The sequence below is a fragment of the Kitasatospora sp. NPDC059648 genome, assembly GCF_042734825.1.
GTDB lineage: Bacteria > Actinomycetota > Actinomycetes > Streptomycetales > Streptomycetaceae > Kitasatospora.
This window is the reverse complement of the sequence record NZ_JBHWDU010000018.1, coordinates 1-13,720: the sequence shown is the minus strand read 5'-3', so window position 1 is coordinate 13,720 and position 13,720 is coordinate 1. Positions and strand designations below refer to the sequence as shown.

Annotated in this window: 7 protein-coding genes and 1 pseudogene; 5 read left to right on the top strand and 3 right to left on the bottom strand. The window is 75.3% G+C overall.

What is annotated here, in order from left to right; all coding sequences use genetic code 11:
* Positions 1 to 334: 334 nt before the first annotated feature.
* Positions 335 to 1,762: an MFS transporter gene (locus ACFV1W_RS13860; RefSeq protein ID WP_380416110.1), complete on the bottom strand. Its 1,428-nt coding sequence runs from the start codon at positions 1,760 to 1,762 to the stop codon at positions 335 to 337.
* Between the two features lie 711 nt (positions 1,763 to 2,473).
* Between ACFV1W_RS13860 and ACFV1W_RS13855 the strand changes: the two genes are divergently transcribed.
* The 3 genes from ACFV1W_RS13855 to ACFV1W_RS13845 all read left to right on the top strand — a co-directional run bounded on the left by ACFV1W_RS13855 (position 2,474) and on the right by ACFV1W_RS13845 (position 6,079).
* Complete coding sequence (locus ACFV1W_RS13855; RefSeq protein ID WP_380416109.1) at positions 2,474 to 4,630, top strand: asparagine synthase-related protein; 2,157 nt, start codon at positions 2,474 to 2,476, stop codon at positions 4,628 to 4,630.
* 127 nt (positions 4,631 to 4,757) lie between these two features.
* Entirely contained in the window at positions 4,758 to 5,279 is a 522-nt protein-coding gene (locus tag ACFV1W_RS13850; RefSeq protein WP_380416107.1) for a universal stress protein, read from the top strand.
* A gap of 95 nt (positions 5,280 to 5,374) precedes the next feature.
* On the top strand, positions 5,375 to 6,079 hold the full coding sequence (locus ACFV1W_RS13845; protein ID WP_380416106.1) for a DsbA family oxidoreductase: 705 nt from the start codon (positions 5,375 to 5,377) through the stop codon (positions 6,077 to 6,079).
* 90 nt (positions 6,080 to 6,169) lie between these two features.
* Here the strand turns inward: ACFV1W_RS13845 and ACFV1W_RS13840 are convergent, their stop codons facing one another.
* Together ACFV1W_RS13840 and ACFV1W_RS13835 are read right to left on the bottom strand one after the other, a co-directional pair.
* Positions 6,170 to 8,497, bottom strand: coding sequence for a sigma-70 family RNA polymerase sigma factor (locus tag ACFV1W_RS13840; RefSeq protein WP_380416105.1), 2,328 nt, complete (start codon positions 8,495 to 8,497; stop codon positions 6,170 to 6,172).
* 367 nt (positions 8,498 to 8,864) lie between these two features.
* Positions 8,865 to 9,746 (bottom strand): TetR/AcrR family transcriptional regulator, encoded by an 882-nt coding sequence (locus tag ACFV1W_RS13835; RefSeq protein WP_380416103.1) that lies wholly within the window; start codon positions 9,744 to 9,746, stop codon positions 8,865 to 8,867.
* A gap of 575 nt (positions 9,747 to 10,321) precedes the next feature.
* Between ACFV1W_RS13835 and ACFV1W_RS13830 the strand changes: the two genes are divergently transcribed.
* Both ACFV1W_RS13830 and ACFV1W_RS13825 read left to right on the top strand, forming a co-directional pair.
* Positions 10,322 to 11,671: an NAD(P)/FAD-dependent oxidoreductase gene (locus tag ACFV1W_RS13830; protein ID WP_380416102.1), complete on the top strand. Its 1,350-nt coding sequence runs from the start codon at positions 10,322 to 10,324 to the stop codon at positions 11,669 to 11,671.
* Between the two features lie 182 nt (positions 11,672 to 11,853).
* Positions 11,854 to 13,170 (top strand): annotated as a pseudogene (locus ACFV1W_RS13825) (PP2C family protein-serine/threonine phosphatase); the annotation flags it as partial.
* Positions 13,171 to 13,720: the final 550 nt, after the last annotated feature.

Genomic DNA, 13,720 nt, shown 5'->3' with positions numbered 1-13,720 from the left:
CGAAGCGCAACTGCCTCCCGAGATCAAAGGTGGCCGCGGTAGGTGGAACTCAGCTTCACCGCGCCCCACCGGGGGCACTCGACCGAAGTAACCGCTGCCGTCGCACCGGGAGGTGCGGAATTCTATTCACGTGTAGGTGTCCAGAGTTCGAGGTCGGCTGAGGTGACGTAGCTGCTCTACCGACTGAGCTACACCGGCCCGAAGCCGGTGACGGGACTCGAACCCGCGACCCGCCCATTAAGAGTGGAAGTAACCTCTGCCTGCGCACCTGGACGAGAGGGACCATATCCGGGCCCCTCCCGCAGGTGCATCCCATTTATCGTCAGGTCCGGGATCACGCCGGAGCGACGATCACCGCCCGCGCCCGCTCGGTCAACTCCCGTACCCGGCGTTCACCCTGGAAGGGCTCCAGCCGCCGCAGCATCTCCACGACGTACTCCCGGCTGCGCTGCGAGGAGATCCGGCCGGCCACCTCGACGGCGCGCTCGCCGGCGGCGACCGCGGCGTCCAGGTTGCCCGCCTCGGCCTCGGCCATCGCCGAGACCACCAGCCGCAGACCGTGCGAACGGACGAAGCCCTCGGTGGGCTTGGCCAGCGCCTCACGGGTGAACTGGCGGACCTTGGAGGGCACTCCGAGGTCGCGGAAGCACTCGGCGGCGTCGGCGGCCAGCCGGTCGTAGGCGTAGAAGTCGATCCACGCCGGGTCGGGATCCCCGGCGCGTGCTCGTTCGAGTGCGCTCTCCGCCGCGCCGAGCGCCGTCGCGCACGCCGCCGCGTTGCGGGCCTTGGCCTGAGCGCGCGCCTCCACCAGGTGGAAGAAGCTCATGGTCCGGGCGGTGGCCAGGCTGCGGTTGCGCTCCAGTGCGGCCTGGGCGAGGTCGACGGCCTCCTCGGCGAAGCCCCGGTAGCCGGCCTGGAGGCTCATCGAGGCGAGCACGTAGCCGCCGAGCGGCACGTCGGCGGCGGCCCGGGCGAGCCGCAGGGCCTGGATGTAGTAGCGCTGGGCGGCCTCGTGCTGGCCGGTGTCGAAGGCCATCCACCCGGCCAGCCTGGTCAGTTCGGCGGTCGCGCCGAACAGCGCCCGGCCGACCGCGTCGCTGTACGAGGCCAGCAGCAGCGGCGCCGCCTCCACTCGCAGACACTCCGGCACCATCGACGAACGCCAGTCCCCGCCGCCGTACTTGGAGTCCCAGCGGCGGGCCTCCTGGGCGGCCTCACGGAGCTTGACGGCGTCCGAGTGGCCGACCCGGTACGAGGAGTTCTCGCTGGGGGAGCGCGGCACCTCGCGGGCCACCGAGCCGTCCGCGGGGTTGATCAGCCAGCGGGAGACGGGCGTCGCGTACGCGGCGACCGAGAAGGTCCCGGCCAGGCTGTCGCTCCAGCGGCCGCCGCCGGGGCCCCGGCGCAGGTCGAGGTCGACCCGGAACAGGTCGGTGGCGGAGCGCACGGCGTCGGCGACGTCGCGCGGGAAGGCCAGGCCGAGTTCGGGCGCCGGGTCGGTGTCGCCCAGGCCGATCTCCTCCAGCGGGACGGGCCGGCCGAGCTTGCCGCCGATCGCGGTGGCGATCAGGTGCGGGACGGGCCCCTGCGGGACCATGCCTTTGCTGACCCAGCGGGCCACCGAGGTCTTGTCGTAGCGCAGTGTCAATCCGCGCTGGGCGCCGAGGTCGTTGACCCGGCGGGCCAGGCCGGCGTTGCTGATCTGGGCGAGGGCCAGGAGCGTGCCGAGCCGTTCGTTCGGTCCTCGTGGGCTGACGGTCATGGTGGCGGCGGCACCTCCTGCGGCCTTGTGCGCGGGGCCCGGGCGGCACCGGGCCGTAGCTGCTGTACCTAGAGTAGTCGGACGCGTTCCGACGGTTAAGAGGCCGCATTCCGGATGGCGGGATCGCGCACCCGGCGGTACCGCGCCGGGCGGTTGCGGCAGTTGGTCCGGACCACCCGGAGCGGTCCGGTCGCTCCGCGCGCCGGAGCGTCGTGCTCCGGTCCCGTGTTCACGTGCGCCCGGCCGTGCCCCCTGGCCCGACCGGCTGCGCGGCGATTCGCTGGTGGTCGTGGGTCGGCCCGCCGTCGAGGACCCGGCGGGCCGGGGGATGCCGCCGCCTCAGTCCCCGCGGGCGGCGGTCAAGTCCGGGAGGGCATGCGGATGCCCTCCCGGGCGGGGCGACGCCTTTCGGCCATCTCGCGATGCCCATGTCAAGGGCGCCGTCCGGGCGGTCCGGGCCGGGGAGGGGGAGGCCCGGCCCGCCCGAATCCGTCCCCGCAGAAGTCCCGCCCACGGGCCGCCGAAGCCTCGGCGAAACCGAACCGGAACCGACGACACCGGTCCCGGTGCTGCCCGTTGGTGGCACGATGTCTCCTGACGGCGCGCCGGAACGAGGGCACGTCCGGACGCGCGTGCGGGCCGCAGCCCGGCACCCCACCCGGCCGCCCCGACGTGCCGCGCGAGTGCAGGTCCTCGTCCGGTGGAGGCGCGATGCGGTGGCTGACGGGCTGGAGCACGGGCGCGCCCCGGGCGGGAACACCGGCGCACGAGGCACTCGCCACGGTCACGCCGATCGCCGCGCGCCCCCTGTGGACCGGCCCCAACCCGCTGTGGGCAGTGGGTGACTGGCGCCCCGAGGAGATCCGCCTGGTCACCCTCCGGCCCGGGGCCCCCGCCGCCGTCAGCACCGGACCGGCCACCCCCGACCCGGTCGAGGACACCCCCGCCACCACCCGGCTCGCCGTCCTCGGCCACTGCGGAGCCACCGACGCCGAACTCGCCGCCGGCCTCGCCGCCGCCCGCGGCGGCGCCGTCCGCCACCTGACCGCCTGGCCCGGCAGCTACACCGTCGTGCTGCGCACCGGCACCCGCTCCACCCTGCTGCTCACCGACCTCGCCGGCGCCCAGCCCGTCTTCCACACCCCCTGGGCCGGCGGCACCGCGTACGCCACCGCCGCCCTCCCGCTCGCCGACCTGGTGGGCGCCGCCCTCGACACCGGCTACCTCGCCGCCCGGCTCGCCTGCCCCGAGTCCCCGGAGGCGCTCGGCACCGGCACCCCGTACCTGGGCGTCCAACGGGTGCCGCCCGGCCACGTGCTCGCCATCCGCGGCGGCCGCCCGTACCTCGACGCCTACGACGAGCCGCCCGGCGCCGAACAGCCGCGCGACGAGGCGCCCGCGATCCGCGAACTGACCCGCGCCCTGCTGGAATCCGTCCGCTCCCGGGTCCGCGCCACCGCACCGGTCGGCGGCCCCGCCGGGCGCGCCCGGCTCGGCGTCGACCTCTCGTACGGCACCGCCTCCGCCACCGTCGCCCTGCTCGCCGCCGCCGTACCGCTTCCGCCGGTGCCCACGGGCGCCGGGGCCGTCGGTGCCGCCGGGGCCGGAGCCGCGCCGCGCGCCGCCAGCACCAGGAGCGGCGCGGTCAAGGGCTCCTGGGTCCGGGAAGCGGCCCAGGGGCCTTCCGCCCCGGAGCAGTTGGCCGCCGTCACGCTCGGCGAGACCGAACCGCCCACCACCCTCGCCCTGGCCCCCGACACCCCGCGACTGCGGCACACCGTGCTCGACCCCGGCCCCGACACCCTCCCGTACGCCGTCCTGCGCGCCGATCCGCAGTCCGGTCCGCTCACCGACGAGCCGGGCCCCGAACTCGTGGCCGCTGCCCGCGCCGAGGCCCGCTTCGACGCCGGCGGCACCGACCACCTCACCGGCTACGGCGCCCGCCAGGTCCTGGACGGCCACCCGGCCCGGCTCGCCGACCTCATCCGGGCCGGGCGGCCCCGCGAACTCCTGCCCCCGGTCGCCGCCCTGGCCGGCGCCGACCGGGCCGCCGCCGGGGTGCTGGCCGGCGCGCTGCGCACCCCGCTCACCGTGGTCCGGGCCGCCCACCGGCTCTCCCGGGTCCGCTACGCCGAGGCGCTCGACGAGGCGGCCGCCAAACTGACCGCCCGCCACGTCCCCGACGGCGCCGGCACGGCAGGCGACCGCTCGGCCGTCGACCTCGCCTGGTGCGTCCCCGGCCCGGCCGCCCGCTGGCTCTCCGACGAGGCGCTCTCCTCGGTGGCCCTTCGGCTACGGCTGGCGGCGCGCAAACCGGCGCCCGAGGAACACCCCGGCGCGCACCGCGCCCGCCACGCCCTCCACCGCCAGGCGCACTCCTACCGCACGCTCGTGCACGCCGCCGAACGGCCCGGTCAGCGGCTGCACGCGCCCTTCCTCGACAACCAGGTGGTCCGCGCGGCCCGGCTGCTTCCCGACGACGTCCGCCTCCAACCCGGCGCCCGGCACGCCCTCCTGCACGCCGTGCTCACCGGCGCCGGCCGCACCGACCTGCCCCCCGACTGGGGCCGCGGCCCCCGCCCCGACCGCACCGCCCCCACCCGGGCGGGCCTGCGCCTCGCCGCCGACGGCCTCGCCGAACTCTTCGACGCCCCCCTCCTCGCCGAAGCGGGACTCATCGACCTCCCCGCCGTCCGGGCCGGTCTCGCCCAGTCCGCCGACCCCGCGGCCCCGCTCTCCCCGGCCGCCCTGGCCGGCCTCGCCGACCTCGTCTCCACCGAACTGTGGCTACGCCGCCTCCGTGCCCGCCGCCACGGCGCCTGCTGGACCGGCCTCCCCCGCCCCCACCTCCCGGCCCTCGTCCCCTGACGCCGGACGCCGGGCCGGGGCGCTCCCGCGCCCCCTCCGCTACGCCGTCCGGCGCGGCTGGCCCGGGCGGTGGCGCCGGGCAGGTGATGATGGCGGGGCTGTGAGCCAGCGGTGAGGAGTGTGTGCGGTGGCCGGTGTGAGCCCGGGGCAGGAGGTCCCCGTGGTGCTGTCGGTGCTCGGGCGGCCGCCGACGGGCCGGCCGCCCGGGGTGCTGGCGGCCTGCGACGGGTCCGACGGGTCGCTGTGGGCGTTGGACCGGGCGATGACGGAGGCGGAGCTGTTCGGGCTGCCGCTGTACGTGCTGGCCGTGGTGAACCCGGCACCGGCCGGGTACCCGCCGGGCATGGCGGAGCTGGTGCAGGAGAGCGTGGAGACGCTGGTCGAGAGCATGGCGGACGGGTTGCGCCGGGCGGTGGCGGCCGTGCTGCGGCAGCGGGTCCGGCCGTACGAGGGGGAGATGTCGCTGCACGTGGTGCTGGGAAACGTGATCGAGGTGCTGCTGGAGGCCTCGACCCGGCAGCACACGCTGGTGGTCGGCACCCGGGGCAACGGGGGCTTCGCCCGGCTGCTGCTGGGGTCGGTGAGTTCGGCGGCGGTGCACCACGCGGCCTGCCCGGTCCTGGTGGTGCCGGCGCCGGTGGAGGGCTGACCGAGGGAGCCCGGCGGTGTCGGGAATGTACCGAGATGGTTCATCGTTCACCCATCCCGAACATCCGCACGAGACGCACCCTGGAGCCCCCCGACATGAAGGTCGAGATCTGGTCCGACATCGCCTGCCCCTGGTGCTACATCGGTAAGCGCCGCTTCGAGCAGGCCCTGGCGGACTTCCCGGGCAAGGAGGACGTCGAGGTCGTCTACCGCCCGTACCAGCTGGTCCCGGACGCGCCGGCGACGGCGAGCCCGCACCGCGCCTGGCTGGCCGAGCGCTACGGCCCGCAGTCGGTCGCGATGGACGCGCGGGTGGCCGAGCTGGGCCTCGCCGAGGGCATCACGTACGACTTCGACGCAGCCCTGCACGCCAACACCTTCCTCGGCCACCGCCTGCTGCACCTCGCAGAGGTCGAGTACGGCGCCGAGGCGCAGGGCCGGCTCAAGGAGGCGCTGCTGAAGGCGCACTTCACCGACGGCGTGGACGTCGGCGACCGCGCCGCGCTGGCCGACGTCGCGGTGGCGGCGGGTCTGGACCGCGAGCGGGTGACCGCCTACCTGGCGGGCGACGAGGGCACCGCCGAGGTCCGCGCCCAGCTCGCCGAAGCCCGTGAGCTGGGCATCAGCGCCGTGCCGACCTTCGTGTTCGAGGGCAAGTGGGCGGTCCAGGGCGGCCAGGAGGCCGCGACCTTCCGCAAGGTGCTGGAGCAGGTCGCCGCCGAGACCGGCGAGCGCCGCCCGGCCCCGGTCCAGGTCGCCCCGGCGGGGGAGGCCTGCGCGGACGGCTCCTGCGCCGTCTGAGCGGAAAGCCGCGAGAACCGGGGCCCGCAGCCCGTCCCCAGGTGAGCCGTCAGCAGCTCCCGGGACGGGCCGCGGCCCTGGCCCGGACCGCTACGCGCACCTGAACCGGGCCTGCGCCCAGTCCGCCACGTCCAGCGCCGACCAGGTCCCGTGCACCGGCGTGACCACCAGCCGGATGGACTTCTGGCCGACCAGCGGCACGTGCACCGGCACCGCGTCGTCCCCGGCGCCGAGGGCGCGGGAGCGCCACAGGGTGCTGCCGTCGCCGCCCTGGACGGTGAAGACCACCCCGCCGGGGCCGAGCGTGGCGTCGTCGACCCCGGCGACCGCGTCGAAGGACGTGCAGCTGCGGTTGAGGTCGACCAGCGTGGTGGCCGGCGCGCGCACGGTGATGGCGTGCGGGTGGTACTCGTCGCCGATCCAGCCGCCGCCGCGCTGCCAGAACCTGTCGCTGCCCTTCTGCCGGATGCTGGGCCCTTCCGCCGGCACCCGGTGGTTGCCGGGCTTGAGCACGGGGAGGGAGTCGCCCCAGAAGTCGGTGGGCGCGGGCGGGGCCGGCGGGGTGACGGTCGGTTCCGGCACCGGCGGCACCGGCGGCACCGTGGGCATCGGGACGTCCGGCACCTCCGGCACTACCGGCACCTCCGGCGTCGGCAGCGGCGGGAGGGTCGGGGTCTGGACGACCGGTGGCTCGGTGGTCGGTTCGGTGGTCGGTTCGTGCCGCGGGGCCCGGGTGGCCACCGGGCGCTGGGTCGGCTTCGGGGCCGGCTTGGGGGTGGGGCTCGCACTCGGGCTGGGCGCGGGCTGCTCCGGGGTAGGGGCAGGGGCAGGGGCCGGCGCCGGAGCGGCACTGGTGGGGGCCGGGGTGGGCGGCGCGGGCACGGGCGCCACCGGGGAGGGCGCGGCCGGGGCGGAGGTCGCCGGGGGAGCGGCCACGGGCGGCTTCGGCTCGGTCGAGCCGGTCAGCGCGTACGCGGCCACCGCGGCGGCCGCCATCGCGACGGCGGCGGCGATCCCGGCCTTCGCGGCGGTGCCCAGGCCCTCGCCGGCCGCGGCAGCGGCCGCGCTCCCGCCGGAAGCACCCGCAGCACCGGAAGCACCCGCAGCACCGGAAGCACCCGCGGCGCCGGTCGTCCCCGAAGCACCCGCGGCCCCCGCCGCCGTGCCCGAGGACCCGGCCGCGGCCGCCGCCGTGCCCGCTGCGGCCGCACCGCCGACCGCGGCGACACCGCCCGCGGCGGCCGCGGCGGCGCCGAACCCGCCGACCCCGACCCAGACCAGCACGCCGCCGGGCAGCAGCGCGCGCAGACCGGTGTTGATCTCGGTGAGTTCGAGGCAGGCCGCCGTGCAGCGGTCGCAATCCTTGAGGTGCCGACCGACCTCCGCCGAGGCCCGCTTGCGCAGCGAGCCGCGCGCGTACGCCCCGAGCCGGTTGGCGTACGCCTCGCAGGTGCTCGCCTGGCTGCCGGAGACGTGGGCCTGGAGGAAGGCGGCGGCCAGCCGGTCGCGGGCCCGGTGGGCCTGGACGGCGGTGGCGTTGGCGGTCTTGCCGAGCATCACGGCGACGGTCTTCGGGGACTCCCGTTCGACCTCGGTGTGCCAGAGCACCACCCGGTCGTCCTCGGGGAGTTCGGCGTAGGCCTGCATGACCATCCGCTGGTCGGCCATCGCCATGGCCCAGGCGTCGGCGCCCGGATCGGCCAGGTCGAAGTCGACGACGGCGGCCGAGGACTGGGCGAACAGACCGAAGTCGTCGACGAGTTGTTCACGCCGCTCGCTCCGGGTCCAGGCGGCGGCGACGTTGCGCACGGCGGTCAGCAGATAGGCGCGGACGGCGAACTCCGGCCCCTTGCCCGCCTTGAGCGCCTGGAGGGTGCGGGCGAAGACCTCGCCCGCGAGGTCCTCGGCGGTGAAGCTGTCCCGGCAGCAGGTGCGGGCGTAGCGGCGCACCGAGTCGACGTGCCGGAGGTAGATCTCCTCGTACGCGGTGTCGTCGCCGGCCCGGACCCGGGCGGTCAACTCGGCGTCGGAGGGCGGGCGCTCGCCGTCCACCGGGTCGGCGGGGGCGGGCACGGTCGGGCGGGCCGGGCGGCCGTCGCCGACGAACGCCTCGGGGGCGACGCCGCCCCGGCCCGCCGGAGCCTGGCCGGGCACCCGCCCGGGCGGCAGCGCGGAGGAGGAGGCGGAGGAGGCGGACAGCGACTCGCGACCGGGCCATCCGCCCTGGTCCGGGACGTGCGCGGGGCCCGGACCGGCCGCGCCGCCGGACCCGGCCGCTGCGCCCGAACCACCCGGGGCGCCCGGCACTTGGGCTGCCCCGCTACCGCCGGGGCCCGCGGCGGACCCTTCGGCAGCACTGCCGGAGAACCCCCCGAAGTCGAGGCCGTACCCGTAGTCGTTCTGTTCCTCGGCGCTCACAACGGACCCCAGATTCCACGACAGCCCCCGTAGTGTGGCAGGGCGTGCGGGAGTGCGTAGGCGCACGGTTCCCCGGCGTACGGCGCCGACGGCGCGCGAAGGGCGCGCATCGGGACATTGGCTCCAACCACGGGCAAAGGATGGCATAGCGCAGGGGCGCACGGTAGCCAGACCGGCCGGTACCCACTCTTCCGAGGGGCCGTCGCGGATGTGTTCGCCCAGCGCCCGGTGAGGAGTCGAGCGACGCCCGCGCCCGGCGCGCGTGCCCCGGGCGTGCGCCGGTGTTCCGCCCAACTCGTTTGCCCGTCCGGCGCGTCGGTCGCGAAGGCCGGGTACCGCCGCCGGATCGGCGTGCCCCGGAGGCGACTCAGTGCGCCCGCAGACCGTCCAGCAGTATCTGCAGCAGTCGGTCCGACGGCCCCATGGCAGTCGGTTGACCGTCCGTCTGCGGACCGACCGCCGTGAAACCGGCCGTCGTCGGCGCCGAGACCGAGGGCCGCGCCGCGTGCACGGGCACCGACGCGGTCAGCACCAGCACCACGTCCGACACCGTGACGCCCGGCCGCAGCTCGCCCGCCGCACCCGCGCGCGCCACCAGGGCGGCCAACAGCTGCAGCAGCAGCCGGGGATCGGCGTCCGCCGGTGAGGGCTCCGCCCCCGCCCCGGACCGCGCCCCCTCGCCGCGCAGGTCGAAGCGGACGGCGGCAGGCGGTTCCGGCGCCCGCTGCTCCGGCACCCCGCCCAGCTCCTCCGCGTACCGGAAGGCCTCCGGCGGCAGCAGCCGCCCGGCCCCGGTGCTCACGGCCCGGGCCAGGTACCCGGCCAGCGACTCCCAGGCGCCGGCGCCGCCGTACAGCGACTCCCGCGCCTGCGCGGTCAGCCAGGCCACCTCCTCGGCGGCGATCCGCTGGACCAGCACCTCCTTGCTCGGGAAGCGCCGGTAGACCGTGCCGACCCCGACCCCGGCCCGGCGTGCGACCTCCTCCATCGGAGCGCCGTAGCCGAACTCGCCGAACACCTCCCGGGCGGCCCGCAGCACGCTCTCCAGGTTCCGCCGGGCGTCCACCCGCAACCGGGCCCCGGGTGCCGGCGCGACGGCCTGCGGCGGCTCGGCCCGGTACGGGACGGCCGCGTACGCGATCCCGCCCTGCGGCAGGTCCACCGGGCCCGGGCCGCGCTGCTCCGGCACCGTGCCCTGTCCGGCGTGCGGTGCGCCCGCCCGCCCCAACACCTGCTTCTGTTCCATCATCCCAACTCTCCCCCGCAGGCGTCCGAAACCGGACCCTGTCGTCGCCCGCCCCTGCACCCCCCGGTGCAGCTCAGCCCGTCAGAAATGACCAGATGACCCATCGCTCGTGCCGCCCGTCCCGTTCCGGTGACCACGGTCGTGCCGCCGGGCCGCTCTTGGCGTCCGGCTCGGCGCGTCGGCACCGCCCGGGGCCTCGTCCGGGAACTACCCTTCCCCGGATGACTGTCCCCCAGTCGGGTTCTCACGCCAACACTGGAACTGGCCGTAGTGGCCGCTCCACGGTGCGTCGCCGCCGGTTGTCATGGCGGTGGCCGCTCCGGCACACAATCCGACCATAGTTCACGCCTCTTCGCGGCCGAAAGTGCGTCAGAAAGTGGCCCGGCAAGCACAACTGGCCACGTCCGTCACTTCCGTCGCAACCAGCCCCGTACGGACTGTGGACAAGACCACCTCCGCCGGTCCTTCATAGGGGTGCGTGACGGGGGGACGCCCCCGGCTGCGGGGCCGGGACGGAACGTCACATCGGCAGGAGGTGCACCATCAGGATCCTGATCGCCGGCGGCGGCTGCGCCGGGATGGCCACCGCGCTCCACCTCCAGCGTCGCCTGCGGGAGCGGCTGCGGCGCGGCGAGGTGGAGATCACCGTCGTCGAACCCCGGGCCTACTCCACCTACCATCCGCTGCTGGCCGAGGTCGCGGCCGGATCGATCGACCCGCGGCACGTGGTCGTCCCGCTGCGCCGGGCCCTGCCGGACTGCCGGGTGCTCACCGCCCGGATCACCCGGATCGAACACGCCGCCCGCCGTGCGCTGGCCGACGCCGCGGGCCCCGGCGAGCCCCCGGCGCCGCTCGAAATCCCTTACGACGTCCTGGTGGTGGCCCCCGGGTCGGTCTCCCGGACGGCCCCGGTGCCCGGCCTGGCCGAACACGGCTTCGGCTTCTCCACCGTCGGCGACGCCGTGCACCTGCGCAACCACGTGCTGGAGCAGCTCGACCTCGCCTCCGCCACGCGCGACCCCGCCCTGCGGCAGTCCGCGCTCACCTTCGTCTTCGTCGGGGCCGGCTACGCGGGCGTCGGCGCGCTGGCCGAACTCGAGGACATGGCCCGCGCCGCCGTACGGGGCCACCACAACGTCCGTGTCGAGGACCTGCGCTGGGTGCTGATCGAGGCGACCGACCGGATCCTCGCCGAGGAGTCGCCCGAACTCGCCGAGCACACCCTCGGCCAGCTGCGCGAACGCGGCGTCGACATCCGGCTGCGCACCACCCTGGAGTCCGTCGCCGGCGGGGTCGCCGCGCTCTCCGACGGCAGCCGCTTCGGCGCCCGCACCCTGGTCTGGACGGCGGGCGTGCGGCCCTCCCCGATGCTGCGCGACACCGATCTGCCGCTGGACACGCTGGGCCGGGTCCGCTGCCTGGCCACCCTGCAGGCCGTCGGACCGGACGGACGTGCCCTGCCCGGGGCCTGGGCGGCGGGCGACGGCGCCGCCGTCCCCGACGCCGACGCGGACGGCGCCGTCTGTGCGCCCAACGCCCAGCACGCCTTCGCCCAGGCCGAGCTGCTGGCCCGCAACATCGCGCTGGCCCTGGACGGCGGACCGCACGCGCCGGGGCTGGTCGCGTACCGGCCCGGCCCCGCCGCCTGCTCGACCTCGCTGGGCCTGCACCGGGCCGTCGCCCACACCCGGCGGGGCGGTCGGCTGACCGGACGCCGGGCGTGGTGGCTGCACCGGGCACGGCACCTGCGGCGACTGCCGAGCGCGGAGCGCCGGGTGCGGGTGCTGATGGACTGGGTGCTCCTCGGGGTGTTCTCCCGCGAGGTGGTCTCCCTGGGAACGACGGAGCACCCGCGTTCGGCCTTCGAGGGCGGATTCGATTCCGGCACGGGCCGACCGTCCGGGGCCGGGCCGGAAGCTCCCCGATGAACACACCCGTCGCCCGGGGCCGACGGCCGGTCCGAGGGTCGATCCGACGGCCACGCCGGGCGTGCGACTTCCGGAACCGGCCCTCCGCCTGACAGGATCAGCCCGAACTGGTCATTACCCCGTGTGTTGATGTGCACACAAAAAGTGATGATATGCCTGGAAAACGAGGAAGCGGCCGTCGTTTGAACCTCATGCGCTGGAGCGCCCGGCTCACCGGAGTCCCCTGGCGTGCCGCCCCACCCAACCGGGCCGGCACCGAGGAGGGCACGCCCTCCATCGACAACGTCGTCGTGCCCGGCCCCCGTGACCCGATCAGCCCCGCCACCGCCGCCGAACTCCTCGACCCGCACAAACCCCAGAACCTGCGCGAGGTCCTCAACCGCATCCCCGCCCCGGTCGCCGTCACCTACGGCCCGCACCACCAGCTCGGCTACGCCAACCGCGCCTACCGCGAACTCTTCGGCGACCGCCCCACCGGCCTGCCCGCAGCCGAGGCCCTCCCCGAACTCGGCACCATGGGCGTCCTGCCCCTGATGGACCAGGTCATCCGCGGCGGCAGCCCCCGCAGCGTCAAGGCCCGCTGCATCCTCGGCCTCACCGGCAACCGCTACTACAACGTCTCCTGCGTCCCGCTCGGCACCGGGGAGGCCGGCGAGCCGGCCGACAAGCCGTCGGCCGCCGAGGGACCGCCCGCCGGCGTGCTGATCTTCGCCGCCGAGGTCACCGACCAGGTCCTCGCCGCCGCCCGGCTGCGCGAGGCCGAACGCCGCCAGCGCGAGGCCGCCGTCACCCTCCAGCGCAGCCTGCTCCCGCAGAAGCTCGACCAGCCCGCGGACCTGCGGGTCGCCGCCACCTACCAGCCGGGCGGCGCCGAGGCCGCGGTCGGCGGCGACTGGTACGACGTCATCGCCATCGCGGGCGGACGTACCGCACTCGTCATCGGCGACGTCATGGGCCGGGGCCTGCGAGCGGCCGCCGTGATGGGCCAGCTGCGCACCGCCGTGCGCGCCTACGCCCGCCTCGACCTGCCCCCGCACGAGGTGATGTGCCTGCTCGACGGCCTCGCCATGGAGATCGACGCCAACCAGATCGCCACCTGCACCTACGCCGTCTGGGACCCACAGCGCCGCACCCTCTCCTACGCCTCGGCCGGCCACCTGCCCATGCTGCTGCGCTGCCCCGACGGAACCATCCTGCGCAGCGAGGACCAGAACGGCCCCCCGCTCGGCACCGGCGGCGGCCTGCACGTCTCCCACACCCTGCGCCTGCTCCCCGGCACGACCGGTGTCCTCTACACGGACGGTCTGGTCGAGCGACGCGACGAGGACATCGACCAGGGACTCGACCTGTTGGCCCGCACCCTCACCGGCGCGATCGGCGCCCCCGAGGTGATCTGCGCCCGCCTGCTGCGGGCGATGGGTGTGACCTCGGAGCACGACGACGACGTCGCCGTCCTGGCCTTCCAGCTGCCGGCGGAGGAGGGTGCCGAAAAATCGCTTGCGGCGCTTGACTCGGCCTCCCCAGAGGTCTAATGTTCTTCGAGTTGCCTGGCAGGGAGCACCGGACACGCATCAGCGCGGACGGTCCCGGGGCAGCCAATCCCTTGAAACACCACTCCGGTTCGTGCCGGCTGTTTCGCTTTTCGCGTCTCGGCTCGGTGCCTATTTGGTGTGCTCGTTTTATCGGATTGCGGCTGGATTCGCTTTTCGGAGCGGGGATCGGCTAGAGTTTGGAACGTCGGACGGGGCGTCAAGCGCCGGAAGACACCGGCGAGTTGGATGACGAAGCCCCGGAAAACGGAGCGGAAAACGTCTGATAAGCTGGAAACACGAAAGAACGAAGCGCCCGGAGGGCCCGCTGGAAGGCGGTCCGAAGGAAGTGTCCGTTCCTTGAGAACTCAACAGCGTGCCAAAAGTCAACGCCAGATATGTTGACATCCCCGGCCTCGGTCGTCTGATCGGGGTTGGAGATTCCTTTTGAAATAACACTAGCGAGGACGCAGTGCGCGGGGCCGCCCTATTCCGGTGGTTGCCGTGCCGCTCAACGCGG